We start from the raw sequence: 24,448 nt of genomic DNA on the forward strand, positions 1-24,448 counted from the left end.
CAGGGAGAGTTCAGCCGTGAGGAACTTCAGCATACGTAACCGCGCGGCCTGTCCGGCACCCACCGCCCTCTTGATGTGATCGCACCAGCCGCGTCATATTGGTCCGGACCATTGCCGTCACTCCGTCAGCGGAGGCCCAGAGGTGCGACGCGTCCCCGTTCCCGCTGTCCTCGTCTGCGGCACGCTGCTGCTGGTCTCCTCCTGCGGCGTGGGCGGCGCGGGAGCGGCCGACGACGGCAGGCTGCCCGGGGCGCCGACGGGGGTGACCGCCACGGCAGGGAGCGCGACGAGCGTCCATGTGATGTGGAACGCGGTGTCCTCCGACACCAGCGCCTACGAGGTGTACCGGAACGCCACCAAGGTCAAGGAGGTGCCCGGCTCCGAGCACATGGCCGACGTCACCCGGCTCACCCCGTCGACGACGTACGTCTTCACCGTGCGGGCGCGCGACACGGACGGGCGGCTCGGGCCGCGCAGCCGCGAGGTCCGGGCCACCACACCCGCCACCGACCCGGTCGACCGCTCCGCCCCGTCGCGGCCCGGCGCGGCGCGGGGACGGGCCGTCGGCAGCCGGGCCGTGCAGTTGTCGTGGGCCGCCTCGACGGACGATCGTGGAGTGGCCTCGTACGACATCCATCAGGGCGCCACGAAGATCCACAGCGTGAGCGGGGCGCAGACCGCGACCGTGGTGACCGGGCTCAGGCCCGGCACCCGCTACTCCTTCACCGTCCGCGCGCGGGACGCGGCCGGCCGTGTCTCGTCCGCGAGCCGGGTCGTCCGGCTCACCACCGCGCCGGGCACGGACGACGGACGCGGCACTGCGCCCACCGGGTTCCGGGCGACGACCCGGCGCGCCGACGGGGCGTACCACCTCGACCTGTCCTGGGTGCCGCCCGAGGCCGACGGAGTGATCACGGAGTACCAGGTCCACCTCGACGGCCGTCCGGCCACTTCCCTCGTCTGGGGCGGGACGGCGCCGCGCGACCGGGCGACGTACAGCTTCTACCTGGGCCGGGAGACCGGGGTGACCCATCGGGTGCGGATCCGGGCCAGGCTCCCGGACGGCACCTGGGGCGGCTTCTCGGCGGAACGGACGGTCACGACGGGCGCTGCCGCAAGGCCGTGAGCCGCCCGCCTGAGCCGGACGGTGGATTACGTCACCTGCACGGGGGATGCCCGCATGCGGGACGGACCGGGGCCACGTTGGCTGCCACTGAGGCAGCACGGGCGTTTCCCGACCCCAGGCGGCGCAAGGGATGTACCGCCAACCGTGCCGCCGGAGGACAGTCCCATGCCTACTTCTCAGCCACTTCTCCGCTCCGGGCTGACCGCAGCCGCCGCCGCACTGCCGCTGGCCCTGGCCGCCGGACCGGCCGTCGCGGTCAACGGGATCTCGGTGAGCACGGCCGGCTCGACGGTCTCGGTGACGACCAGCGCGTGCACCCAGATCAACGGCAGCTGGGGCACCGCCTCGCTCCTCAACAGCAACCAGGCGAACTTCGCCCAGGGCCGCCAGGTGTCGCTGTCGGGCTCGAGCGGTCTGCAGTCCGCGGCCTGGTCGAACGTCAGCCCCGGTACGTACACCGTCATCGTCATGTGCTCGAACAACAACACCGCCGGCACCCAGTCCGTCATCGTCTCCCCCAGCTCCACGCCCACGATCTCGACGACGTCCTCGCCGTCGCGCGGTGTGGTCGGCGGGGTCGGCGGCTCGACCAGGGACTACGGCACCATCACCCTGGTGGCGGGCGGGGCGCTGGTGGGCACCGGTGTCATCGCAGCAGCCTGGTTCCTGCGCCGCCGCTCGAAGCCCTACCGGCTCTGAGACACCCTCGCGCTCACTTCGCGTCGCGGCCCGGCAGTTCGGCGAACTCCGCCAGCGCGTGTTCGAGCCATTGCGTCCAGAAGGTCTCCAGGTCGATGCCCGCCCGCAGCACGAGGTGCTGGAGCCGGTCCTGGGTGCTGTCCTTGCCGGGCGGGAAGTCGCGCTGCTCGATCTTCTCGTACTCGGCCAACTGCCGCCGGTGCAGGTCGAGATGGCGGCGCAGATCGGCTTCCAGCCCTGCGGTGCCGACCATGGCCGCGGCGCGCAGCCGCAGCAGCAGTGTGTCGCGGTGCGGCTTGGGGTCCTGCGCGGCGGCGGTCCAGCGGGCCAGTTCAGCGCGGCCCGCGGGCAGAACCTCGTAACTCTTCTTCTGCCCGCGGACCGGCTGCTCGGCCGGCAGAGCCCGGATCAGACCTTCGGCCTCCAGTTTTCCCAGCTCGCGATAGATCTGCTGATGCGTCGCCGACCAGAAGTAGCCGATCGACCTGTCGAACCGGCGGGTCAGCTCCAGCCCCGAGGACGGCTTTTCGAGCAGGGCGGTGAGAATCGCGTGCGGGAGTGACATGGGGGTCATCCTAGGGACGCCCCCGGGACCTACAGCGTGGCCGCCAGCTCGGTGCCCTGCTTGATGGCGCGCTTGGCGTCCAGTTCGGCGGCCACGTCGGCACCGCCGATGAGGTGCACACTGCGACCTGCCGCGAGCAGCTCCTCGTAGAGGTCCCGCCGCGGCTCCTGGCCGGTGCACAGCACGATGGTGTCGACCTCCAGCACGGTGCTGGTGTCGCCGACGGTGATGTGCAGACCGGCGTCGTCGATGCGGTCGTAGCGCACGCCCGGGACCATGCTGACGCCGCGGTGCTTGAGCTCGGTGCGGTGGATCCAGCCGGTGGTCTTGCCCAGGCCCGCGCCGACCTTGGTGGTCTTGCGCTGGAGCAGGTGGACGGTGCGCGGCGGCGCGGGCCGCTCGGGGGCGGCAAGGCCGCCGGGCCCGTCATAGGTCATGTCGACGCCCCAGTGACGGAAGTACGTCGCCGGGTCCTCGTGCGCCTTGTCGCCGCCGTCGGTGAGGAACTCGGCGACGTCGAAGCCGATGCCGCCCGCGCCGAGGATCGCGACGCGCTCGCCGACGGGGGCGCCGTCACGCAGGACGTCGAGGTAGCCGACGACACTCGGGTGGTCGACGCCGGGGATGTCCGGGGTGCGCGGGGTGACGCCGGTGGCGACGACGACCTCTTCGTACTCGGCGAGATCGTCGGAGGTCACCCGCGTGTTCAGCCGTACGGCCACGCCGTGCGCGTCGAGCTGGTGGCGGAAGTAGCGCAGCGTCTCGTCGAACTCCTGCTTGCCGGGGACCCTGCGGGCGACGTTGAGCTGCCCGCCGATCTCGCTCGCCGCGTCGTACAGCGTGACGTCGTGGCCGCGTTCGGCCGCGCTGACGGCACAGGCGAGGCCTGCGGGGCCTGCGCCGACGACGGCGACGCGCTTGCGCCGCCGGGTCGGGGAGAGCACCAGCTCGGTCTCGTGGCAGGCGCGCGGGTTGACCAGACAGGAGGTGATCCTGCCGCTGAAGGTGTGGTCGAGGCAGGCCTGGTTGCAGCCGATGCAGGTGTTGATGGCCTCGGGGCGGCCGGCCGCCGCCTTGGCGACGAAGTCGGGGTCGGCGAGCATCGGGCGGGCCATCGACACCATGTCGGCGCAGCCGTCGGCGAGCAACTCCTCGGCGAGCTCGGGGGTGTTGATGCGGTTGGTGGTGACGAGCGGGACCGACACCTCGCCCATCAGCCGCTTGGTGACCCAGGTGTACGCGCCGCGCGGCACGGAGGTGGCGATGGTCGGGATCCGTGCCTCGTGCCAGCCGATGCCGGTGTTGATGAGGGTCGCTCCGGCGGCCTCGACGGCCTTCGCGAGGGTGATCACCTCGTCGAGGGTGGAGCCGCCGGGCACGAGGTCCAGCATGGACAGCCGGTAGATGACGATGAAGTCCTCGCCGACCGCCTCGCGCACCCGCCGGACGATCTCGACCGGGAAGCGCATGCGGTTCTCGTACGAGCCGCCCCAGCGGTCGGTGCGGTGGTTGGTCTGCGCGGCGATGAACTCGTTGATGAGGTAACCCTCGGAGCCCATGATCTCGACGCCGTCGTAGCCGGCCTGCCGGGCGAGGCGGGCGGCGCGGGCGTAGTCGTCGATGGTCCGCTCGACGTCGTCGTCGGTGAGCTCGCGGGGCGGGAAGGGGCTGATCGGGGCCTGGACGGGGCTGGGTGCGACGAGGTTCTGGTGGTAGGCGTACCGCCCGAAGTGCAGGATCTGCATCGCGATCCGGCCGCCCTCACGGTGGACGGCCTCGGTGATGCCCCGATGCTGCTCGGCCTCCGCGTCGGTGGTGAGCTTCGCGCCGCCCTCGTACGGCCGCCCCTCGTCGTTGGGTGCGATACCGCCGGTGACGATCAGGCCCACTCCCCCGCGCGCCCGGGCGGCGTAGAACTCCGCCATGCGCTCGAAGCCGCGCTCGGCCTCCTCCAGGCCGACGTGCATGGAGCCCATCAGGACGCGGTTGGGCAGGGTGGTGAAGCCCAGGTCGAGCGGGCTCAGCAGGTGCGGGTAACGGCTCATGGCCCCTCCGTGCGCGGTGTCGTGCCCGTAGTTGTAGAGCACCGCGCACGGTTTTTGCAACTAGTTGCACAACAAGGGAGAGCCAGGTCACCTGCTTTCCAGCCGTACGTGCAGTTCCCGCTCCTGGTCGCCGGAGGCCGTGCAGAGGTCGCGCACCGTGAACAGGTCGTTCAGGGTGGTGCGGAAGCGGTCGATGGCCCAGTAGCCGCCCTGCACGTCGGCCTCCACGGAGGACGTGAGCCGGGCGGCCGGGCGGGCGCCCTCGTGCGGTTCGGAGACGTCGAACGTGCCCAGCCACACCGTCGGCCGGGTCTGGTGCCACTCCTGCGGCACGTCGTCGGAGCACCGGTCCGAGTCGAAGCACGCGCACAGCGTGTCGAACACGATCCGGGCGTCCTCCTTGCTGCATCCGCTGATCTCCACCGAGACGGACTCCGGGTGCAGTCGCTCGCTGTCCATCGTGATCGCTCCTCTCGTGGCCGCGCTGCGGTACCGCAGCGAGTTCCCCCGCGACACCGCGCCGCACTCCAAGAAAACCACCACATTCCGGGACGCACAGCCCCGAGAGGAGCGTCGCTCGGTCCGACGGGTCAGCTCTTCGTGAAGCGGTACGTCATGCTGTCCGTCAGGACGCAGAAGCCCGGCGACAGGACGATCACGCGCAGAGTGCCGGTGCGGCGGTCGTAGTCGATACCCTCCGTCTCGAACGCGCCCGAGCAGCCACTGCGCAAGGGCAGCTGGCGCAGCGCCGTGACATGTCCGGTCACGTCGGCCGTGCCGTTCGGCTCCGCCGACAGGTCGATCTGGAGCAGCGGCTTGGTGATGCCGAAGAGCGTGCCGGCCGGGTCGTCGGAGGAGCACAGCAGGCGGGTGGCGCTCACGAAGTCGCAGCCCTGCACGTCACGCACGGCGTGGTCGAGGTGGACGGTGGAGGCCTGCGGGAGGTTCGCCGCCGGGGAGGTGCCCGGATTGACGCCCGGGGTGGGGAAGACCAGCAGACGGTTCATGGTGCCCCACTCGCCCGCGAGCATCCACTGTCCGCCCGGCGAGACGGCGACCCAGGAGTTGTTCAGCGCCTCCCCGGCACTGAGCGTGTGCACGTACTCCGACCAGGTGCCGCCGGGGGCCTGCACCCGGAACATCTTCGTGGTGCCCGAGTCCCGCTGGTACGGCTCGATGTAGAAGCCGCCGTAGGAGGCGTCGGGGTCGCCGACGTGGTTCCAGCCGCGGCTGCCGACGCCGGCGGGGATCGTGCCGATTCCCGTGTAGCGGTTGGGACTTGCGGCCGGGACCTCGACGGAGGTCAGGCCCTGGCTCTCGGTCAGCGGGTCGGCGCGGTCGGAGCCGGCCTCGGTCCAGGTGGCGGCGGCCGTGGCGGACGGGGCGGCGGACAGGACGGCGGCGGTGGCGAGAGCGAAGGCGGCGAGGCCGGTCAGGGCTGCATGACAACGTTGCCGGGTGCGCAGGGGCATGGTCGGCTCCTCGATCGGGGGGTGGGGCGCGCTCGGCGCATCAGTGTGGCCCGATCAGGTAGTCATGTACAGACCAATAGAAAAACGCGATCTGTCGGCTCGGCGACCGCTCCCTTGCGCTTCGCCGGACGACAACGGTCGTGTTGAGGGATGGTGGAGAAGGACCGTCGTGGCGTAAGAGAGATGGTTGAGCGCGGTACAACGAGCAAGTCGGCACGGGGGACCGCGTGCCGGGAGGATGGGCGAAGGCGGTGCGTGCGATGGGTGCAACCGGGCCTCCCGTGGCCGACGGGACAGAACCGGGCCGCGGGTCGTTGGGGCCCAGCGGTCTGCTCGACGTGCTGGGCGTGGCCTCGGTGGTGCTCGACACCGAGGGCCGGATCATGCTGTGGAGCCCCCAGGCGGAGGAACTGTTCGGTTACCCGGCGCAGGAGGCGCTCGGCCGGTACGCGGCCCGGGTGCTGGTCCACGAGCAGCACGTCGGCCTGGTCAAGAAGCTGTTCGCCGACGTGATGGCCACCGGCCAGGGCTGGGCCGGGGCCTTCCCCATCCGGCGCAAGGACGGCACCACCCGGCTGGTGGAGTTCCGCAACATGCGGCTGCTCGACGACCGAGGGCACGTGTACGCCCTGGGGCTCGCCGCCGACCAGACGACCGTGCGCAGCCTGGAGCAGGACGTGGCGCTGTCGACGCGGATGATCTCGCAGTCGCCGATCGGGCTGGCCGTCCTGGACACCCGTCTGCGGTACGTGACCGTCAACCCGGCGCTGGAGCGGATCAACGGCATCCCCGCCGAGGAGCACACCGGCCGGACGATGCGTGAGGTGCTGCCCCTCCTCGAGATCGACACCCTGGAGTCCGCGGCCCGCCGGGTCCTGGAGACCGGCCGACCGCTCGTCGATCACTCCACCGTCGGCCGCACCCCGGCCGACCCGGACGAGGACCATGCCTGGTCGGTGTCGCTGTACCGGCTGGAGGACTCGCTCGGCACGGTGCTGGGCGTGGCCCTGTCGATCGAGGACGTCACCGAGAAGTACCGGGCGGGCGTCGAGGCGGAGTCCGCACGACGGCGCCTGGCGCTCATCGCCGACGCGTCCGCCCGGATCGGCACCACACTGGATCTGGACCGCACCGCCCGGGAACTCGCCGACGTCGCCGTGCCGGAGCTCGCCGACATCGCAGCCGTGGACCTGCTGGACGCGGTGGTGGGCGGCCGCCGCCGCAGCCTCGGCCCCGCCGAACCGGCGGTGATCCGCGCCCTGGCCGTCAAGGCGAACGAGGCACCGGACGCCCTGCGTGCGGCCGACCCGCCCGGGCAGCCGGCCCGCTACGGTCCCGACCGCCTCGTCACGGAGTGCGTGCGCACGAGCCGGCCCGTCATGGTGGCGCAGGTCAAGGACGAGGACCTGCCCCGCATCGCCCGCTCCCCGGAGGCGGCGGCGCTGCTGGCCCGCGCCGGCGTCCACTCGTACCTGGCCGTCCCGCTCATCGCGCGCGGCGAGGTGCTGGGCGCCCTCGACCTCAAACGCACCAGCAATCCGCTGCCCTTCACCGAGGACGACCTCCTGCTCGCCCGCGAGCTGGCCTCCCGCGCGGCCGTGCAGATCGACAACGCCCGCTGGTACCAGAACGCCCGCGACACCGCCCTGATGCTCCAGCGCAGCCTGCTGCCCAGCCACCCGTCCGTCACCGGCGGCCTCGAGGTCGCCTCCCGCTACCAGCCCGCCGGCGCCACCACCGAGGTCGGCGGCGACTGGTTCGACGTCATTCCCCTGGACGGCGGCAAGACCGCCCTCGTCGTGGGCGACGTGATGGGCAGCGGCATCACCGCCGCGGCGACGATGGGCCGGCTGCGGACCGCCACCAACACGCTGGCCTCGCTGGACCTCGATCCGGCACGGCTGCTGGAACACCTCGACCGGATCACCGAGGGCCTGGACCACTCCATCGCCACCTGCCTCTACGCCGTCCACGACCCCCGGCTGCACCAGTGCCGGATCGCCAACGCCGGCCATCTGCCGCCCGCACGCATCCGCGTCGGCTCACGCCCGGAGCTACTCGACCTGCCGACCGGGGCGCCGCTCGGCGTGGGCGGCGTCGAGTTCTCCACCACCGTCTTCGATCTCGGCCCCGGCGACGAACTCGTCCTCTACACCGACGGCCTCGTCGAGACCCGCCGGCACTCCCTGGACGAACGCCTCGCCACCATGCTCGGCCTCCTCGACGACCCGACCCGCCCCCTGGAGGAGGTCTGCGACCTGCTCGTCCGCACACTGCACCACCCCGACAACCACGACGACGTGGCCGTGCTCATCGCCCGCGCGCAGCCGGGGGACTGACGCCGATCGCTCGTCAACTCCAGCTCGGTGACCGTCCGTTCGGACCTCCGTACGGCACGGGCCGACCGGTGGCGGCGTCCAGCAGGACGCGATCGCCCACCGGCCGGTCCAGTTTCACCGTCACTTCCCTGCCGAGCAGTTGATCGGTGCACAGACCGTCCCTCTGCCCGTCGACGGACGCGGACAGCACCACGCTGCCGTCCGTCTCCAGCACATGGACGACCGGGCCGTCGTCGCAGGCGCCGTGGTTGCCGACCACGGTGACGGACCGGCCGTCGCCGGCCACCTCGACCAGGCCGCGCAGCTCCCACAGTTCGCCGCTGGGCGACTTCGCGGCCGGCCCGATCGGCGGCTTGGGGAGCTTCGACGGGCCGACGGCGACGCTCTTGAGCGGAGTGTCGTAGCCCTCCAGGGTGAACAGCCAGGCCGGGACCGTCGCCGGGCCGCGGCTGGTGGCCAGCGTCATCTTGCCCAACCGCGCCCCGGTCACGGTGAGGTGCGGTCCGTCATGGGCGCCGCGGGCGAACCTCTCGTACGCGCCGCGCGCCCCCATCAGGGGCCGGGTCAGCGAGCCGCCGCTGTCCCACGTCACCCGTCCGTCGCGCTCCGGCGCGGCGGGAAGGCGGCCGCGCAGGACGAAGTTCTGGGTCGCGTAGGCACGTTCGTCGGCCTTGTCATGGAAACCGCCCTCGGGCAACTCGACCGCCTCGCCCATCGGGTGGTAACCGGCGCGCCACGCCTCGGCAGCCTTCGAGCCGTCCCAGGCGCCGGCCACCCGGCGGGCACGGGCCGCGGCCTCGGGCGCCTGCCCGGTGGCGCGCACCTTGTTTCCCGAGCCGCCGGACTGCTCGCTTCCGCAGCCCGCGAGGGCACCGGTGCCTGCCATGAACAGGGCGACTGCGGCGAGCAGTTGCACCGCGCGGGTGGTCCTGGTGGGGCTGATCTTCCTACGCATGGGCCTTCCCCGGGGAGGAGATGTGGAGTCTGGGGGGGTGCGGGCCGGAGACCGTACCGTTCCTGTGACGCCCGAGCCCCGGGCGGGGTTCACCGAAATCCGTTGCCGGGCCGCCGTCTTCCGTCCTAGGCTGCGATCACTTCACACGAGACGTTCCCCCGAAGTACGCCGCAGAGCGGGAGCGTCCCACCTCATCGAGGTGCCGGAGGGGCGGCAGTCGTCTTTGTCGACCCCTCTTACGGAGGTACCTCGCATGAACATCGGTATCGGCCTGCCCATCGGCGACCCGCCCCTCCTGCTCGACTGGGCGCGGCGCGCCGACGCCGGTCCCTTCAGCACACTCGGCCTGCTCGACCGGCTCGTCTACGACAACCCCGAACCCCTGGTCGCCCTGGCCGTCCTCGCGGGCGCCACGTCCCGCATCCGCATCCAGACCGAGGTGCTGCTCGCCCCGCTGCGTGAGAGCGCCCTGCTGGCCAAGCAGGCCGCCACCCTGGACCGGATGACCGGGGGCCGCCTCGTCCTCGGCCTGGGCATCGGCGGCCGGGACGACGACCACCAGGCCGCGGGCATCGACCTGCGCACCCGGGGCCGGCGCCTGGACGAGCAGATGGCGTTGATGTGCCGCCTGTGGTCGGGCGAGCCGTACGGCGACGGCGTCGGCCCGATCGGCCCGGCGCCCGCTCGGCCCGGCGGCCCGGAGGTGCTCTTCGGCGGCTTCCAGCCCGCCGCGCTCGAACGCGTGGCCCGCTGGGGCGACGGCTTCCTGGCCGCCGCCGCACCCTCATGGGCGGGCGGGCTCTTCGACACCGTGCGCACCTACTGGCGGGAGTACGGCCGCGAGGGCCGGCCCCGGCTCGTCGCGCAGATCAATGTCGCGCTCGGCCCCGAGGACGTGCTCGACGACGCGCGCACCCGCATGCACGAGTACTACGCCTTCACGGGCACGGCCGACCGCATGGTCGCCGCGCTGCTCACCACACCCGCCGGGGTCCGCGAAGCGATCGCCCGCTTCGCGGATCTCGGCGCCGACGAGGTGATGCTCTACTGCTACGGCCTCGACCCGGCGCAGGTGGACCGCCTGTCCGACGCCCTGTGAGAGGCGTCAGCCGGCCAGGGACCCGACCCCGATCACGACGTGCGCGTACAGCTCCTCGGAGACCGCCAGTCGGGTGGTCAGGCCGGCGCGGGTGAAGGCGTCGACGGCCGAGGGCGCCTGGTGCTCGCTCGTCTCGATCAGCAGGCAGCCGCCGGGCGCGAGCCACCGGCCCGCCTCGGCGGCGACCCGGCGCAGCACCTCGAGTCCGTCGGCGCCCCCGTCGAGGGCGACCAGCGGCTCGTGGTCGCGGGCCTCGGCCGGCAGCAGGCCGACCTCGGCGGTGGGGACGTAGGGCACATTGGCGGCGAGGACGTCGACGCGGCCTCGCAGCTCGCCGGGGAGGGCCTCGAACAGGTCGCCCTGATGGACCCGGCCGCCGTGACCGGCGATGTTGCGGCGGGCGCAGCGCACCGCGGCCGGGTCGATGTCGGCGGCGTGCAGTTCGACGCGGCCGAGAGCGGCGGCGAGGGCGGCGCCCACCGCGCCCGAGCCGCAGCACAGGTCGACGACGACGGCCGCGTCCGGAGCCTGGGCGACGGCCTGGTCGACGAGGAACTCGGTGCGGCGGCGGGGCACGAAGACGCCGGGTTCGACGGCGATCCGCAGCCCCTTGAACTCGGCCCAGCCCAGGACGAGTTCAAGGGGCAGTCCGGCACGGCGGCGGTCCACCATGGCGGCGGCCTCGGCCGGGGTGCGGGCGGCGCCGAGGATCAGCTCCGCCTCGTCCTCGGCGAAGACGCAGCCCGCGGCACGCAGTGCGGCGACGACGGAGGAACGGGAGGGGCGGGACGGCGAAGCGGAAGGAGGAGCGGGCATGAAGCCGAGAGCCTTTCGGAAGCCGAAGGGCGCTCTCACGGTCACCTAGAGCCGGTGATCCGCGCTGTCGTGAGGAGAGAGCACCCGACCTGACACAGCGGTAATGGGTCTCACCTCCTCGGCCTCGCAACGGCCGGGACCACCCGCAGCCGGACGGCCACCCTACCCGAAGGGCCGGACGCTCACCGCGTACGGTGGTCCGCGTACGCACCGATCACGCTCTACGGCGGGCCGCCGCACCGGCGGCCTGGAGGCACCACCCGCATGAACGTCACCCGAGGCTTCACCGGGCGCCCGCGCGTCGACAACCCGGGGCTGCCGCCCGGGCAGTACGACGCGGGCGACGACTGGCCCGTCCTGTCCGCCGAGGTCACACCCGACCTCACGCCTGCCGACTGGACCTTCCGCATCGACGGCCTAGTCGAGGAGCCGCTCACCTGGGACTGGGATGCGGCACACGCGCTGCCGGCGTCGGTGTACGAGGGCGACATCCACTGCGTGACCAGCTGGTCGAAGTTCGGGGTGCGGTTCGGGGGTGTGTCCCTGGACGCGTTCCTGGAGCGGGTGCGGCCGCTGCCGTCCGCCACCCACGCGGTGGCGTACGCGCACACCGGGTACACCACGGACCTTCCGCTCGCCGACCTCACCGGCTCACGTGCCTGGATCGCATGGGAGTACGACGGCCGGCCGCTCACGCCCGAGCACGGCGGTCCGGCGCGGCTGCTCGTGCCGCACCTGTACTTCTGGAAGAGCGCCAAGTGGATCGCGGGCCTGCGGCTGCTCGACCACGACGAGGCCGGCTTCTGGGAGCAGAACGGCTACCACGCGCGCGGCAACCCCTGGGAGGAGCAGCGGTACTCCGGTGACTGAGATCTTCACTCCTCCGACCCGGTTCGCCGTCCCCGGCCGCATCGCCGTCGGCAACGGGGCCGCGAACCGCTGGCAGACCGCCACGCTCACCGAGATCCGCCGCGAGACCCCGCGTGCCGCGACCTTCCGGTTCGCGGTGCCCGCCTGGGCGGGGCACCTGCCGGGGCAGCACCTGATGCTGCGGCTGACCGCCGCGGACGGCTACACGGCCCAGCGCCACTACTCGATCGCGTCCGCGCCGGACGACTCGGGACACATCGAGCTGACCTTGGACCATGTCGACGGCGGCGAGGTCTCCGGCTGGTTCCACACCGAGGCCCGGCCGGGCGACCGGGTCGAGGTGCGCGGCCCGCTGAGCGGCTTCTTCGCCTGGCCGGGCGACCGGGCGGCGCTGCTGATCGGCGCGGGATCCGGGGTCGTGCCGCTGATGTCGATGGTGCGGCACCACCGGGCACGGGACCTGTCCGTGCCGCTGCGGCTGCTGGTGTCCGCGCGCGGTCCCGAGCAGCTCATCTACGCGGCGGAGTACGGCCCGGAGACGACGCCCGTGTTCACGCGGAACGCCCCGCCGGGTCTGCCCGTGGGACGTCTGACGGCCGCCCGTGTGGCGCCGCTCCTGGCCGAGCGGCCTCCCGGTGGGTGGGAGGCCTACGTGTGCGGCTCCAACGCCTTCGCCGAGCATGCCTCGCGTCTGCTGGTCGCGGCCGGCCAGCCGGTGGACCGTATCCGGATCGAACGCTTCGGCTGAGCCCCGGCGCTCCCCGGCTCGTCCCACGCGGCGGCCGGTCACCGTGAACGAAGTCCCGTGGACGGGGTACGAGATCCATGTGGCACTCGCACGCATACGTGGCGGCCCGAGGGAGCGAGGGTACGGCTCCCGGGGCCTCCGGTGACGGCGAGGAGGCGGGCATGGGAACCCGGGTGCGCGGCTGGCGGTGGCGGCGCAATCCGCTGCGACGCCGGTCGGACGTCGTCGAGGCGTGGACGGCGCTGGCCGTCGCCGTCCTGCTGTTGCTGGGCGCTCCACTGGCCGGGACGGTCGCGGCCTGGTGGGCCCACGACGAGGCACGGTCGACCGCGGTGGCCCAGCGGGCCGAACGCCGGCACGTCCGCGCCGAGGTCGTGGGCAGAGACCCCGACAGCCTGCCCGCCCTGCACGGCGGCCGGGAGTACACGTACCGGGCGACCGTGCGGTGGGCGGAGCCGGGCGACGGATCCCGGACCGCCACGGCGCAGGTCCCGGCGGGCACGCGGCCCGGTGAGAGGGTCGACGTGTGGTTCGACGCGCGGGGCCGCAGCGTGCCGCCGCCACCGGACGACGCGGCGGTCTGGCAACACACCTTCGCCATCGGCACCTGCGCCACGGCCGGCACGGTCGCCGTGGTGCTCCTCGGCCGTGCGGTCGTACGCCGGGTGGCGACCGGTCACCGGATGGCCGAGTGGGAGCGCGAGTGGGCCCGTACGGAGCCGGAGTGGACCGGGCGGCGGACCTGACCGGGCGTTCATGAGTGCTCCGACCACCAGGCGGTCTGTCTCCCCTCCCCCGTCCATGCCCCGATCGAGGACGAGAAGACCTGGCGAGTGGTCCGACCACCCGCGTACGGTGTGATCATCAACGTCCTCTTCACCCAAGGCGGTCCTACATGGCGCTGTTCGACCTCCCCCTCGACGAACTCCGCGAGTACCACAGCTCCTCCACCGAGCCCGAGGACTTCGACGCCTTCTGGTCCAAGACCCTGCAGGAGGCGCGCGAGTACGACCTGGACGCCCGGTTCGAACCGGTCGACACGGGACTGTCGACGGTGACGGTGTACGACGTGACCTTCGCCGGATTCGGCGGGCACCCGGTGAAGGGGTGGCTGACGCTGCCCGCAGCGACGGAGGAACCACTGCCGCTGGTCGTGGAGTTCATCGGCTACGGGGGCGGGCGCGGCCTGCCGCACGAGCACCTGCTGTGGGCGTCCACGGGCCGCGCGCACTTCGTGATGGACACCCGCGGCCAGGGCAGCGCCTGGGGCGGCGGTGGCGGCACCCCCGATCCGGTCGGCGGCGCGCCCGCGTACCCCGGTTTCATGACCCGCGGCATCGACGCGCCGGAGAACTACTACTACCGCCGGGTGTTCACGGACGCGGTGCGCGCCGTCGACGCGGCCCGCTCGCATCCGCTCACCGATGCGGCCCGGACCGTGGCGCTCGGCGCCAGCCAGGGCGGCGGCATCACCATCGCCGTCGGCGGTCTGGTCCCCGACCTGGTCGCGGTCGCGCCGGACGTGCCGTTCCTGTGCGACTACCCGCGGGCGGCGACGCTGACGGACCGTCACCCCTACCGCGAGATCGGCCTGTACCTCAAGACCCACCGCGGCCGCGGCGAGGACGCCCTGCGCACGCTCTCCTACTTCGACGGCGTGCACTTCGCCGCCCGCGGCCGGGCCCCCGCACTGTTCTCGGCGGCGCTGGAGGACCAGACCTGCCCGCCGTCCACCGTCTTCGCCGCCTTCAACGCCTGGGCGCACGAGGACAAGGCGATCGAGGTGTACGAGTTCAACGACCACGAGGGCGGCGGCCCGTACCAGGAGGCCGCCAAGGTGCGCTGGCTGCGGTCCTACGCCTGAGCGGAACTCCACTTCCCTCCGGTCCGACCAGTCGGTACGTTCAGGGAGCCCGGGCCGCAGGGCCGCGGACCGGGCTTCCGACGGACGATGGAGGGGCCATGCCCGAGCGCACGCCAGACATCCACGGTCACTGCGACACCCGCTTCGCCGCGGTGCGGACGGCGTTCGAGGAGAACTTCCGGGAGCGGGGCGAGCTCGGCGCCGCGGTCGCCGTCTCGGTCGACGGCGTGACCGTGGTCGACCTGTGGGGCGGCTGGGCCGACGCGGCCCGCACCCGGGCCTGGGAGCGCGACACGCTGGTCAACGTCTGGTCGACGTCCAAGGGTCCGGTGGCGCTGTGCGCGCACATCCTCGCCGACCGGGGCCTGCTCGACCTCGACGCCCCGGTGGCCGCGTACTGGCCGGAGTTCGCCGCGGCCGGCAAGGAGAAGATCCTTGTACGGCATCTGCTGTCGCACCGCGCCGGACTCTCCGGCCCGCGCGAGCCGCACACCTTCGCCGATCTGTGCGACTGGGAGGTGACGACGGGCCGGCTGGCGGCGATGGAGCCGTGGTGGGAACCGGGGACGCGGTCCGGGTACCACGCGCTGACGTACGGCCACCTGGTCGGCGAGGTCGTCCGGCGGGTGTCGGGGCTGCTGCCGGGCGCGTTCCTGGAGCGTGAGGTGACCGGGCCGCTCGGGCTCGACTTCACCATCGGACTGCCGGAGAAGGAGGCCGTGCGGGCGGCGGAGATGGTGCATCCGCGGGTCGCGCCCAGCAGCGAACAGGCGGCGATCTTCAGCCAGTTGGCGCCCGCCGCGCTTGCCGCACTGACCAATCCCGTGGTGGGCGCGACCGAGGCCAACACGCCCGAGTGGCGGGCCGCCGAGATCCCCGCCGCGAACGGCCACGGCACCGCGCGGGCCGTCGCCGCCCTGTACGGGATCTTCTCGGGCCGGGGTACGTACGACGGCCACCGCATCCTGTCTCCCGAGGCGGCCGAGCGGGTGCGCGAGGGTCAGGGCGCCTGCCGGGACCTGGTGCTGGGCGCCGGGTTCGACGGCGAGACGGAGGCCGGGCTGGGCCTGTGGCTGAGCGGGCCGCACGGCTCGTACGGGCCCGATCCGCGGGCCTTCGGGCACGACGGTTTCGGCGGGTCCTGCGGGCTGGCGGATCCGGAGGCGGGAGTGTCGCTGGGCTACGTGATGAACCGCATGGGGCCGCACATCGCCAACGATCCACGCAAGATGGCGCTGGTCGACGCCTTGTACAGCACCCTGTGACAGCCGCGTGGACCCACGGCTACGGGACCCGTCCCGGCGCCGGGGACCGAGCGCCTACCCGGGCCGTCCGGCCGCGACCATGCGGACGCGCGGGCTGCCGTCGCTGCGCTGCCCGAACTCGGGCAGCGCATGGAGATCCACCCGGAAACCGGCACGGTCCAGCTCCCGCAGGACGTCGCCGAACCGGACGGCCCGGTAGTACATGACGAAGGGCGGCCGCCACACGGCGTTGCGGACCCGCATCACCGCGTCGAAGCCCTCCAGCATCCAGTACGCGGTGGATCCCGGGCGGGGCGGGGCGACGAGGGGGAACGCGAAGCACCCGCCCGGCCGCAGGACGGAGTGGACCTGCTGGAACAGCCCCGGTAGCTCACCCGGGAGGAAGTGCCCGAACGCGCCGAAGCTGACCACGAGGTCGAACGCGGGCCGGAACGGCAGGGCGCGGGCGTCGGCACGCACCCAGGAGACCCGCGGCCCGACGGCCCGGCCGCGCTCCCGCGCGACGGCGAGCATGCCCGCACTGAAGTCGACCCCCGTGACACTCCGCCGGCACACGCCCGTCAGCACATCCACGCCCGCGCCCGTGCCGCAGCACAGGTCGAGCCCGTCCTCGAACGGCCCGATCCGCCGCAACGCCGCCGCGGCGGCCTCCAGCACCGCGTCCGGCGTGCGGAAGGGGGTGTGGTCGAACTTCGGGGCGAGCAGGTCGTAGCCACGCTCGACGGAGGACAGCGCCTGTACGGCGAGTTCGCGGAGGCTGGGACCTTCGGGGCTGAACATCAGCATCAGCTTAGTCACGCCTGGGCAGCAGGAACGGCGTCGCCGGGATCTGGGCACCGGAACGGGCCCGCCGGTCCGGCTCTCGACCGGGGTATTGAGGCGCACATCACAGCGGTGGTCGCGGATCGGGTGGTATGGTGCGGTGAGCACTTGTGTACGCCCCGATGTGGCGCCGGTGCAGTTTCCTTCCTCAGCTCGCCGAACCGCCCGCCGTAATCCCGGTCGGATCAGCAGCTTCTCAGCACCCCCTCGTCAGCAGACCTTGTGGTCCGTCGCCGAGGTGCTGTTCTCCGCCGCCCGGAGGCACGTACGTACGCCCTCCCCTGCGGCTCTCCCCTCCCTTGCTCCCGCATGCCTGCGTCCCAGGCCCTCCGTCCGTGAAAGGACCGACCACCATGACCGCCACTCTCGAACACCCTCCCCTCCAGCAGCAGACCCAGACCGTCACCGGTGTCGTCGACATCGACGCGGGCGGCAAGGCACACCTGCGCGCCGCGAACTGCCTTCCGACGTCCGCCGACCCCCAGGTCCCGGCCGCGCTGATCCGCCGGTACGGACTGCGCAAGGGCGACCTCGTCGAAGGCGTACGCGGCTCCCAGCGCACCCTGACCGAGGTCGCGCACGTGAACGGCCGCACGCCCGAAGAGACCCGCGGTCGCCGTCACTTCCGCGACCTCACGCCCCTTCACCCGCGCGAACGACTCCGCCTCGAACACCCGGCGTCCGGTCTCGCCGGACGCGTCGTCGACCTGCTCTCGCCCGTCGGCAAGGGGCAGCGCGGGCTCCTCGTGGCCCCGCCCAAGACCGGCAAGACCGTGCTGCTCCAGCAGATCGCGGCCGCCGTCGCCGGCAACCACCCCGAATGCCGGCTGATGGTGGTGCTGCTCGACGAACGCCCCGAGGAAGTCACGGACATGCGACGCTCGGTGCGGGGCGAGGTGTACGCCTCGACCTTCGACCAGACGCCCAGGCAGCACATCGCGCTCGCCGAGCTGGTGATCGAGCGGGCCAAGCGGCTCGTCGAGGCCGGCGAGGACGTCGTGATCCTCCTCGACTCGCTGACCCGGCTGTGCCGGGCGCACAACAACGCGGCCGCCTCCGGTGGCCGCACCCTCAGCGGTGGCGTCGACGCGGCCGCGCTGCACGGCCCCAAGCGATTCTTCGGCGCCGCCCGCCTGGCCGAGGAGGGCGGATCGCTGACCATCCTCGCCACCGCCCTGGTCGAGACCGGCTCCCGCGCCGACGACTACTTCTTCGAGGAGCTCAAGAGCACCGGCAACATGGAGCTCCGACTGAGCCGTGAACCGGCCTCCCGCCGGGTCTTCCCGGCCGTCGACATCACCGGCTCCGGCACCCGCCGCGAGGAACTCCTCCTGTCCTCGCCCGAGTTGACCGCCGTACACGGGCTGCGGCGCGCCCTGCGCACCCGCGACGGCGAGGCGAGCCTGGAGACCCTGCTGGAGCGGATGCGCGCCACCCCCGACAACGCGACGTTCCTGCGCCGGATCCAGCCGACGCTGCCCGCCCGCCAGGGAGACTGACGGCGGTTCACGTGCATCCCTCGGTGCGGCATCCGGGTGCACACCTGCCGCATTCGGCCCTGACAGCGCGGCGTGGCCAGGACTTCGTTCCTACGTTGATCATATGAAGATCGGATTCCCTTCCAGGGTGGCCGTGCCGACCTGCGGTCTCTGCGTCGCCGGCATCCTGGCGCTCGCCCCCGTCGCGGCGGCCGCCCAGACAGAGCCGGACCCCGGTGCACCGGGCGCGCCGCGGGGGACAGCCCCGGTGTCGACCCTGCTGTACCGCTCCGGCACACAGGCGCGGCCGCGCCCCGGGGCACCGCAGGTCCCGGATGTCTCCGCCCTGTCGTGGCTGGTGGCCGACGCCGACACCGGCGAGGTGCTCGCCGCGCACGACGCCCACCGCAAACTGCCGCCCGCCAGCACCCTGAAGACCCTGTTCGCCCTCACGGTGCTGCCGGCGCTGCCCGGAGGAATCCGGCACCGGGTCACGGACGCGGAGCTGTCGGGCATCGGGTCGGGCAGCAGCCTGGTCGGGGTCGAGGAGGGGGGCGCGTACCGCCTCACCGACCTGTGGCGCGGAGTGTTCCTCAGCTCCGGCAACGACGCCGTGCGTGTCCTGGCCGAGCTCAACGGGGGCTGGCACACCACGGCCGCGCGTATGGAGGCCAAGGCCCGCACCCTGGGTGCGCACGACACCCGTGTCCGGTCACCCGACGGATATGACGCGCCGGGCCAGGTGTCGTCGGCCTACGATCTGGCCGTGTTCGGCCGCGCGGGGCTGCGCAACGCCGACTTCGCGCGGTACTGCGCCACGGCCGAGGCCAAGTTCCCGGAGGCCGACGGCTCGGCGTACGACATCCACAACACCAACCGGCTGCTCACCGGCAAGGACGGTGTGGCGCCCTACCCGGGACTGATCGGCATCAAGAACGGCTACACCAGCAACGCCGGCCACACTCTGATCGCCGCCGCCCGCCGCGACGGGCGCACCCTCGTCGTCTCGGTGATGAACCCTCAGTCGGGCGACGCCTTCACCGTCTACGAGGAGGCGCGGTCGTTGCTCGACTGGGGTTTCGAAGCCGCCGGCCGGGTCGATCCGGTGGGGTCACTGGACGCCCTGCGCAGCAGACCGCGGCCCGGCCCTCCCGCCCTGCCTGTGGCCGCGCCGGACACACCGGACACCGGGCCGGGCTGGCCGGCGACGGCGGCGATCGCGGCCGCAGCCTGTCTGGGCGCGGGGGCGGTCGAGCTGGCGCTGCGGCTCATGGGCGTCCGCACGGCGCCGGAGTGACCGACCGGCAGCCACACCAGCAGCCCGAGGGTGATCCAGGTATAGGTGTTGCTGCCGAGAAACCCGTCGACGCCGGACGCGTCGTCGAACCACAGCCACACCACGCTGGTGCACAGCACCGCATACAGCGCGGCCGCGATCCGCGGCTGCTCGGCCCGGACCAGCACCACGAAGGACGGCAGCAGCCATACGAGGTGGTGCACCCAGGTGATCGGGCTGACCAGACACGCCGTCAGCCCGGTCAGGGCGAACGCGGCGTACCAGTCCCCCGCCGCCACGGCCTTGCGGGCGCGCCAGGCCCACACGCCCATCACCAGCAGGGCCACCACCGCCCAGACGGACTTGCCCTCCAGGCCGAGGCGGGCCAGGACGCCCTGCAGGGACTGGTTCGAGACGTAGTCCAGCTGGCCCACCCGGGTGGTGTCCCACAGCGCATGCGTCCAGTAGAAACGCGACGCGTCCGGCGTCACCCACGCCGCCAGCCCCGTCGCCCCCGCGGCGACGACCGTCGCGACGGCCGCAGCCCGCCACCGCCGGGCGAGCAGCAGCAGCGCGATGAAGATCGCGGGCGTCAGCTTGATCGCCGCCGCGAGTCCGATGCCGACACCGGCCCAGCGTCCCCGCCCGGTGGCGAGCAACCAGGCGTCGACCAGCACGAGTGCGAGGAGCAGCAGGTTGACCTGGCCGAAGCTGAACGTGTCGCGGAGCGGTTCGTACAACGCGAGCGCACAGGCGGCCAGGGAGCAGCCGTACCAGCCGTAGCGCCGCCACGCCTTGCCGGTCAGCGCCCGCAGCGACACGCCCAGGGCGGTCAGATTGAGCAGCAGGGCGATCGCGACCGCGGTGTGCAGGCCGACGAGGGCCATCGGCAGCATCGCGACCGCGGCGAACGGCGGGTAGGTGAAGCCGTACATGGTCCCCGGCACCCGGTAGTCGTAGATGCGTCCGCCGTCGTGGATCCAGCTGTGGACGGTGCCGTGGTAGACGCGCAGGTCGAACCAGTCCCGCAGCAGCGGCACCGTCGCGGTGAAGACGGTCACGGCGGCGGCGAGGACGAGCACGAGCGGCAGTCGCCCGCGGTCGGTGCGGGGCGCCCTCATGCCGTACGTCCCAGGACCGGGGCCTGCGCGGCCTGGTGGGCCTGCCACAGCACGACCACCGCGAGGACCCCGCCGGAGACGGCCAGCAGCAGCTGCCCGAGATCCGCCGGGCCGCCGCTGGGCAGTACGGCGAGCGCGAGAACGCAGGTGACGGCCGCCACCCGGTGCCGTACCGAGGTGGTGGGCGCCGCGGCGGCGATGAGGAACAGCCCCCACAGCGCGTACCAGGGCCGGATCGCCGGGCCGAAGGCCGCGACCGCCGCCAGGCTGAGCCCCAGCGCGTACACCGGGCGGGGGCGCAGCCGCAGCCATATGACGAGCAGGGCGACCGCGGTGATCGCCAGTCCGGCCGCGTGCCACACCGGGACGGCGAGCGGCGCCAGATCGCTGCCCAGCCGTTCCAGCAGGGCGCCGGTGGCACGGCCGAGCAGGCTGGTGAGCGCCCAGTTGTGCGGCGAGACGGGCGTGTTGAGGGCGGCGATCCAGCCGTACCCCGTGCCGGCCACGGCCGTCGCGGCGACCGTCGTGGCCGCGGAGGCGGCGGCGGTCGTCAGCACCGCCCGCACCGGGTGGCGGCCCGCGCGCATCTGCAGCACGACGATCGCGGCGAGCCCGAGCACCGCGGGCGCCTTCACCAGCGCGGCCAGCGTGATGAGCACGGCACCCAGGACCGGCCTGCGACCGAGCGCCGCGACCAGGCCGACGCCGAGCAGGCCGAGCATCATGGCGTCGTTGTGCGCGCCGGCCACGAGGTGCAGCAGCACCAGCGGGTTGAGGGCACCGAGCCACAGCGCGGCGGCCGGGTCGGCGCCGCTGTGCCGGGCGAGGCGGGGCAGCGCGGCCGCCATCAGGGCCACGCCCAGCAGGGCCAGGAGCCGCATCCCCATGAGGCCGGCGGGCAGTTCGCCGCTGGTCAGGCCGGACAGCGCGGAGGCGGCGGCGAGGAACACCGGGCCGTAGGGTGCCGCGGTGTGCTGCCACACGGGCGAGACCTCGTCGGCGAGCGGGCCGCCGAGACGGGACGGTCCGTGGGCGTACACGTCGATCTGGGCGTCCACCATGGCCCCCTGGGCGAGGTAGCTGTAGACGTCCCGGCTGAACAGCGGCGGGGCCAGCAGCAGCGGGGCCGCCCAGACGGCGAGGACCAGCAACAACGCGCGTGGCGTGGGTGGTTCGGGACTGCGGATCAGCCGGCCGAGCAGGGCCCAGGCCGCGATCAGCAGGACGACGCCGAAGTACACGCCGACCAGCCCGAGAGCGGCGCCGGCCGTGGAGGGCGACAACAGCTCGCGGACGGGAAGGGCTCCGGCCGTCTCACCGCCCAGTGCGAGAAAGGCGGTACCGGCCAGACCGAGTACCTGACAGCGGCGGAGATCGACGGAGGAAGCCATGGCCAACACTCGGTCAGCGTGTCAACGCCGGGTGGCCGGAAAACGACGTTCCCCCTTCCGGTGGAAGACCTGCGCATGACCTCCGCGTGATCAGAACACCGACAGTCCGGTGAGCGTCGTGAAACGGTCCAGGGCAGCGACCCCGGCGACTGAATTGCCGCGTTCGTCCAAGCCCGGGCTCCACACGCACAACGTGCAGCGCCCCGGCACGACGGCGACGATTCCTCCGCCGACCCCGCTCTTGCCGGGCAGGCCGACGCGGTAGGCGAAGTCGCCGGCCGCGTCGTACGTCCCGCAGGTCAGCATCACCGCGTTGACCTGCTTGGCCTGACTGCGCGTGAACAGCCGCGAGCCGTCGGCGCGGACGCCGTGCCGGGCCAGGAAGACGGTGGCGAGGGCGAGGTCGGCGCAGGAGGCCCGGACGGAACACTGTCTGAAGTACTGGTCGAGCAGCAGCGGCACCGGGTTGTCGATGTTGCCGTACGAGGCCATGAAGTGGGCCAGGGCGGCGTTGCGGTCGCCGTGCGCGGCCTCGGAGGCGGCGACCTCGTGGTCGAAGTCCAGGCCGGGGTTGCCGCTCTCGGTGCGCAGGAAGTCGAGGAGGGTGCCCGCCGCGTCGCCGGTACGGGTCTGGAGGCGGTCGGTGACGACCAGCGCACCGGCGTTGATGAACGGGTTGCGCGGGATGCCGTTCTCGTACTCCAACTGGACCAGGGAGTTGAAGGGGTTGCCGGACGGCTCGCGGCCTACGTGTTCCCAGAGTTCGTCGCCCTCGCGGGCCAGGTCGAGGGCGAGGGTGAAGACCTTGGTGACGGACTGCGTGGAGAACGGCTCACGCCAGTCCCCCACGCCGTACACCGTGCCGTCCAGCTCGGCGACGGCCATGCCGAAGCGGCGCGGGTCGCAGGCGGCGAGCGCCGGGATGTAGTCGGCGGGCCGACCGCGGCCGGGCGTGTGCTCGATCTCCTCGGCGATGCGCTCCAGGACCGGTTGGAAGGTCAGCGACGACGTCATGATCACCAGTGTGCCTCCGGGTCGGTCCTGGCGCGCATCCGCAGGTCAGACGACCGGCGAACCGCTGCCCGCGACGACCTCCGGCCGCAACAGCGCGGCCAGCCGCTCGGCCGGCAACAGGCCCTTCTCCAGGACGAGTTCGGCGACCCCGCGGCCGGTGGCCAGGGCCTCCTTGGCGATGTCGGTGGCGGCCGTGTACCCGATGTGCGGGTTGAGCGCGGTCACCAGTCCGATGGAGTTCTCCACGCTGGCGCGCAGCGCCTCGGTGTTGGCGGTGATGCCGTCCACGCAGCGCTCGGCGAGGGTCAGGCAGGCGCTCTCGAGATGGGTGATGCTCTCCGACAGGGAGTGCAGGATGACCGGCTCGAAGGCGTTCAGCTGGAGCTGTCCGGCCTCGGCGGCCATGGTGATGGTGACGTCGTTGCCGATCACCTCGAAGGCGACCTGGTTGACGACCTCGGGGATCACCGGGTTGACCTTGCCGGGCATGATGCTCGAACCGGCCTGCACGGGCGGCAGGTTGATCTCACCGAGGCCCGCGCGCGGCCCGGAGGACAGCAGGCGCAGGTCGTTGCAGCTCTTCGACAGCTTGACGGCGATCCGCTTGAGCACGCCGGACATCTGCACGAACGCGCCGCAGTCCTGGGTCGCCTCGACCAGGTTCGCTGCGGTGACCAGGGGCAGCCCGGTGATGTCGGCGAGATGGCGGCGGGCGGCTTCCGCGTACCCGGCGGGGGCGTTGAGCCCCGTCCCGATCGCGGTGGCGCCCAGGTTGATCTCGTGGATCAGCTCGACGGCCTCGGCGAGCCGGCTGCGGTCCTCGTCCAGCATCACGGCGTACGCGGAGAACTCCTGCCCCAGCGTCATCGGCACCGCGTCCTGGAGCTGGGTGCGCCCCATCTTGAGTACGCCGCGGAACTCGACGGCCTTGCGGGCGAAGGCGTCCTGCAGCACGGACATCGCCTTGAGCAGGCCGCGCACCGCGAACACCGTCGCGATCTTGACGGCGGTCGGGTAGACGTCGTTGGTGGACTGGCCGAGGTTGACGTCCTCGTTGGGGTGCAGGTACCGGTACCGGCCCCTGGCGTGGCCCAGCAGCTCCAACGCCCGGTTGGCGACGACCTCGTTGGCGTTCATGTTGGTGGAGGTGCCGGCGCCGCCCTGGATGACGTCGACGACGAACTGGTCGTGCAGCTTGCCGGAGCGTATCTCCCGGCAGGCGGCGACGATGGCGTCCGCCTTGTCCGAAGGGAGCAGGCCGAGTTCCTCGTTCGCGAGAGCGGCGGCCTCCTTGACGGCGGCGAGGGCGTCGATCAGGTGCGGGTAGGCGGAGATCGGCGTGCCCGTGATGGGGAAGTTCTCCGTGGCGCGCAGGGTGTGGATGCCCCAGTAGGCCTCGGCGGGGACGTCGCGGTCTCCGAGCAGATCGTGTTCGCTGCGGGTGGCGGCGGTCATGAAGGTCCTCTGTGGTGTCGGAGAGGTG

21 protein-coding genes and 1 pseudogene are annotated in these 24,448 nt (G+C 72.6%); 11 read left to right on the forward strand and 11 right to left on the reverse strand.

Features of this window, described 5'->3' with window-relative positions; all coding sequences use genetic code 11:
* Positions 1 to 142: 142 nt before the first annotated feature.
* Both ACFVJQ_RS22370 and ACFVJQ_RS22375 read left to right on the forward strand, forming a co-directional pair.
* A complete protein-coding gene (locus ACFVJQ_RS22370; RefSeq protein WP_385514122.1) occupies positions 143 to 1,126 on the forward strand; it encodes a fibronectin type III domain-containing protein in 984 nt (327 codons plus the stop codon).
* Between the two features lie 165 nt (positions 1,127 to 1,291).
* Positions 1,292 to 1,825 (forward strand): hypothetical protein, encoded by a 534-nt coding sequence (locus tag ACFVJQ_RS22375; protein ID WP_385514121.1) that lies wholly within the window; start codon positions 1,292 to 1,294, stop codon positions 1,823 to 1,825.
* 13 nt (positions 1,826 to 1,838) lie between these two features.
* Here ACFVJQ_RS22375 and ACFVJQ_RS22380 read toward each other — a convergent pair whose 3' ends face one another.
* The 4 genes from ACFVJQ_RS22380 to ACFVJQ_RS22395 form a co-directional block, all read right to left on the reverse strand.
* Positions 1,839 to 2,390, reverse strand: coding sequence for a PadR family transcriptional regulator (locus ACFVJQ_RS22380; RefSeq protein WP_385514120.1), 552 nt, complete (start codon positions 2,388 to 2,390; stop codon positions 1,839 to 1,841).
* A 29-nt stretch (positions 2,391 to 2,419) separates the two neighbouring features.
* A complete protein-coding gene (locus ACFVJQ_RS22385; protein WP_385514119.1) occupies positions 2,420 to 4,435 on the reverse strand; it encodes an FAD-dependent oxidoreductase in 2,016 nt (671 codons plus the stop codon).
* A gap of 87 nt (positions 4,436 to 4,522) precedes the next feature.
* Positions 4,523 to 4,894: a hypothetical protein gene (locus tag ACFVJQ_RS22390; RefSeq protein WP_385514118.1), complete on the reverse strand. Its 372-nt coding sequence runs from the start codon at positions 4,892 to 4,894 to the stop codon at positions 4,523 to 4,525.
* A 131-nt stretch (positions 4,895 to 5,025) separates the two neighbouring features.
* Entirely contained in the window at positions 5,026 to 5,907 is an 882-nt protein-coding gene (locus tag ACFVJQ_RS22395; RefSeq protein WP_385786135.1) for a hypothetical protein, read from the reverse strand.
* Positions 5,908 to 6,167: 260 nt separating this feature from the next.
* Here ACFVJQ_RS22395 and ACFVJQ_RS22400 point away from each other — a divergent pair, with 260 nt between their 5' ends.
* Entirely contained in the window at positions 6,168 to 8,246 is a 2,079-nt protein-coding gene (locus ACFVJQ_RS22400) for a SpoIIE family protein phosphatase (protein WP_385514116.1), read from the forward strand.
* Positions 8,247 to 8,259: 13 nt separating this feature from the next.
* On the opposite strand, the gene ACFVJQ_RS22405 is transcribed toward ACFVJQ_RS22400, so the two are convergent.
* Positions 8,260 to 9,201, reverse strand: coding sequence for a hypothetical protein (locus tag ACFVJQ_RS22405; protein ID WP_385786139.1), 942 nt, complete (start codon positions 9,199 to 9,201; stop codon positions 8,260 to 8,262).
* A 253-nt stretch (positions 9,202 to 9,454) separates the two neighbouring features.
* Here ACFVJQ_RS22405 and ACFVJQ_RS22410 point away from each other — a divergent pair, with 253 nt between their 5' ends.
* Positions 9,455 to 10,300, forward strand: coding sequence for an LLM class flavin-dependent oxidoreductase (locus tag ACFVJQ_RS22410; protein WP_385786142.1), 846 nt, complete (start codon positions 9,455 to 9,457; stop codon positions 10,298 to 10,300).
* Positions 10,301 to 10,306: 6 nt separating this feature from the next.
* Here ACFVJQ_RS22410 and ACFVJQ_RS22415 read toward each other — a convergent pair whose 3' ends face one another.
* Complete coding sequence (locus tag ACFVJQ_RS22415) at positions 10,307 to 11,116, reverse strand: putative protein N(5)-glutamine methyltransferase (RefSeq protein ID WP_385514113.1); 810 nt, start codon at positions 11,114 to 11,116, stop codon at positions 10,307 to 10,309.
* Between the two features lie 264 nt (positions 11,117 to 11,380).
* On the opposite strand from ACFVJQ_RS22415, the gene ACFVJQ_RS22420 reads away from it, so the two are divergent.
* The 5 genes from ACFVJQ_RS22420 (at position 11,381) to ACFVJQ_RS22440 (ending at position 15,863) form a co-directional block, all read left to right on the forward strand.
* Positions 11,381 to 11,986: a sulfite oxidase-like oxidoreductase gene (locus tag ACFVJQ_RS22420; RefSeq protein ID WP_385786145.1), complete on the forward strand. Its 606-nt coding sequence runs from the start codon at positions 11,381 to 11,383 to the stop codon at positions 11,984 to 11,986.
* Positions 11,979 to 12,734, forward strand: a complete 756-nt coding sequence (locus tag ACFVJQ_RS22425) for a ferredoxin reductase (protein WP_385514111.1) — start codon at positions 11,979 to 11,981, stop codon at positions 12,732 to 12,734. The genes ACFVJQ_RS22420 and ACFVJQ_RS22425 overlap by 8 nt, the downstream gene beginning before the upstream one ends.
* Before the next feature lie 161 nt (positions 12,735 to 12,895).
* Complete coding sequence (locus tag ACFVJQ_RS22430; RefSeq protein WP_385514110.1) at positions 12,896 to 13,480, forward strand: hypothetical protein; 585 nt, start codon at positions 12,896 to 12,898, stop codon at positions 13,478 to 13,480.
* A gap of 149 nt (positions 13,481 to 13,629) precedes the next feature.
* Complete coding sequence (locus ACFVJQ_RS22435) at positions 13,630 to 14,598, forward strand: acetylxylan esterase (protein WP_385514109.1); 969 nt, start codon at positions 13,630 to 13,632, stop codon at positions 14,596 to 14,598.
* 98 nt (positions 14,599 to 14,696) lie between these two features.
* Positions 14,697 to 15,863 carry a serine hydrolase domain-containing protein gene (locus ACFVJQ_RS22440; RefSeq protein WP_385786150.1) on the forward strand — a complete coding sequence of 389 codons (1,167 nt, stop codon included), beginning with the start codon at positions 14,697 to 14,699 and terminating at the stop codon, positions 15,861 to 15,863.
* A 54-nt stretch (positions 15,864 to 15,917) separates the two neighbouring features.
* Here ACFVJQ_RS22440 and ACFVJQ_RS22445 read toward each other — a convergent pair whose 3' ends face one another.
* Positions 15,918 to 16,643, reverse strand: a complete 726-nt coding sequence (locus ACFVJQ_RS22445) for a class I SAM-dependent methyltransferase (RefSeq protein WP_385786153.1) — start codon at positions 16,641 to 16,643, stop codon at positions 15,918 to 15,920.
* Positions 16,644 to 17,038: 395 nt separating this feature from the next.
* On the opposite strand from ACFVJQ_RS22445, the gene rho reads away from it, so the two are divergent.
* Positions 17,039 to 18,184 carry a transcription termination factor Rho gene (rho, locus tag ACFVJQ_RS22450; RefSeq protein ID WP_385786156.1) on the forward strand — a complete coding sequence of 382 codons (1,146 nt, stop codon included), beginning with the start codon at positions 17,039 to 17,041 and terminating at the stop codon, positions 18,182 to 18,184.
* Positions 18,185 to 18,287: 103 nt separating this feature from the next.
* Positions 18,288 to 19,124, forward strand: a pseudogene (locus tag ACFVJQ_RS22455) (D-alanyl-D-alanine carboxypeptidase family protein); the annotation flags it as partial.
* Between the two features lie 83 nt (positions 19,125 to 19,207).
* Here the strand turns inward: ACFVJQ_RS22455 and ACFVJQ_RS22460 are convergent.
* The 4 genes from ACFVJQ_RS22460 to aspA all read right to left on the reverse strand — a co-directional run bounded on the left by ACFVJQ_RS22460 (position 19,208) and on the right by aspA (position 24,420).
* A complete protein-coding gene (locus ACFVJQ_RS22460; RefSeq protein WP_385786159.1) occupies positions 19,208 to 20,560 on the reverse strand; it encodes a glycosyltransferase 87 family protein in 1,353 nt (450 codons plus the stop codon).
* Entirely contained in the window at positions 20,557 to 21,951 is a 1,395-nt protein-coding gene (mptB, locus tag ACFVJQ_RS22465) for a polyprenol phosphomannose-dependent alpha 1,6 mannosyltransferase MptB (protein WP_385786162.1), read from the reverse strand. The genes ACFVJQ_RS22460 and mptB overlap by 4 nt, the downstream gene beginning before the upstream one ends.
* A 90-nt stretch (positions 21,952 to 22,041) precedes the next feature.
* Positions 22,042 to 22,974, reverse strand: a complete 933-nt coding sequence (locus ACFVJQ_RS22470) for a glutaminase (protein ID WP_385786402.1) — start codon at positions 22,972 to 22,974, stop codon at positions 22,042 to 22,044.
* Between the two features lie 36 nt (positions 22,975 to 23,010).
* A complete protein-coding gene (gene aspA / locus ACFVJQ_RS22475; RefSeq protein ID WP_385786165.1) occupies positions 23,011 to 24,420 on the reverse strand; it encodes an aspartate ammonia-lyase in 1,410 nt (469 codons plus the stop codon).
* Between the last annotated feature and the right edge of the window lie 28 nt (positions 24,421 to 24,448).

Origin of the sequence: Streptomyces sp. NPDC127197 (assembly GCF_042672405.1) — a bacterium.
Lineage (GTDB): Bacteria > Actinomycetota > Actinomycetes > Streptomycetales > Streptomycetaceae > Streptomyces > Streptomyces flavusporus.

Bases quoted from the DNA above. Each gene is read 5' to 3' on its own strand.
- ACFVJQ_RS22375 (WP_385514121.1), top strand. From the start codon at position 1,292: ATGCCTACTTCTCAGCCACTTCTCCGCTCCGGGCTGACCGCAGCCGCC.
- ACFVJQ_RS22435 (WP_385514109.1), top strand. From the start codon at position 13,630: ATGGCGCTGTTCGACCTCCCCCTCGACGAACTCCGCGAGTACCACAGC.
- ACFVJQ_RS22430 (WP_385514110.1), top strand. From the start codon at position 12,896: ATGGGAACCCGGGTGCGCGGCTGGCGGTGGCGGCGCAATCCGCTGCGA.
- ACFVJQ_RS22445 (WP_385786153.1), bottom strand. From the start codon at position 16,643: ATGTTCAGCCCCGAAGGTCCCAGCCTCCGCGAACTCGCCGTACAGGCG.
- aspA (WP_385786165.1), bottom strand. From the start codon at position 24,420: ATGACCGCCGCCACCCGCAGCGAACACGATCTGCTCGGAGACCGCGAC.
- ACFVJQ_RS22395 (WP_385786135.1), bottom strand. From the start codon at position 5,907: ATGCCCCTGCGCACCCGGCAACGTTGTCATGCAGCCCTGACCGGCCTC.
- ACFVJQ_RS22385 (WP_385514119.1), bottom strand. From the start codon at position 4,435: ATGAGCCGTTACCCGCACCTGCTGAGCCCGCTCGACCTGGGCTTCACC.
- ACFVJQ_RS22405 (WP_385786139.1), bottom strand. From the start codon at position 9,201: ATGCGTAGGAAGATCAGCCCCACCAGGACCACCCGCGCGGTGCAACTG.
- ACFVJQ_RS22415 (WP_385514113.1), bottom strand. From the start codon at position 11,116: ATGCCCGCTCCTCCTTCCGCTTCGCCGTCCCGCCCCTCCCGTTCCTCC.
- ACFVJQ_RS22400 (WP_385514116.1), top strand. From the start codon at position 6,168: ATGGGTGCAACCGGGCCTCCCGTGGCCGACGGGACAGAACCGGGCCGC.
- ACFVJQ_RS22380 (WP_385514120.1), bottom strand. From the start codon at position 2,390: ATGTCACTCCCGCACGCGATTCTCACCGCCCTGCTCGAAAAGCCGTCC.
- ACFVJQ_RS22440 (WP_385786150.1), top strand. From the start codon at position 14,697: ATGCCCGAGCGCACGCCAGACATCCACGGTCACTGCGACACCCGCTTC.
- rho (WP_385786156.1), top strand. From the start codon at position 17,039: ATGACCGCCACTCTCGAACACCCTCCCCTCCAGCAGCAGACCCAGACC.
- ACFVJQ_RS22420 (WP_385786145.1), top strand. From the start codon at position 11,381: ATGAACGTCACCCGAGGCTTCACCGGGCGCCCGCGCGTCGACAACCCG.
- ACFVJQ_RS22410 (WP_385786142.1), top strand. From the start codon at position 9,455: ATGAACATCGGTATCGGCCTGCCCATCGGCGACCCGCCCCTCCTGCTC.
- ACFVJQ_RS22460 (WP_385786159.1), bottom strand. From the start codon at position 20,560: ATGAGGGCGCCCCGCACCGACCGCGGGCGACTGCCGCTCGTGCTCGTC.
- ACFVJQ_RS22390 (WP_385514118.1), bottom strand. From the start codon at position 4,894: ATGGACAGCGAGCGACTGCACCCGGAGTCCGTCTCGGTGGAGATCAGC.
- mptB (WP_385786162.1), bottom strand. From the start codon at position 21,951: ATGGCTTCCTCCGTCGATCTCCGCCGCTGTCAGGTACTCGGTCTGGCC.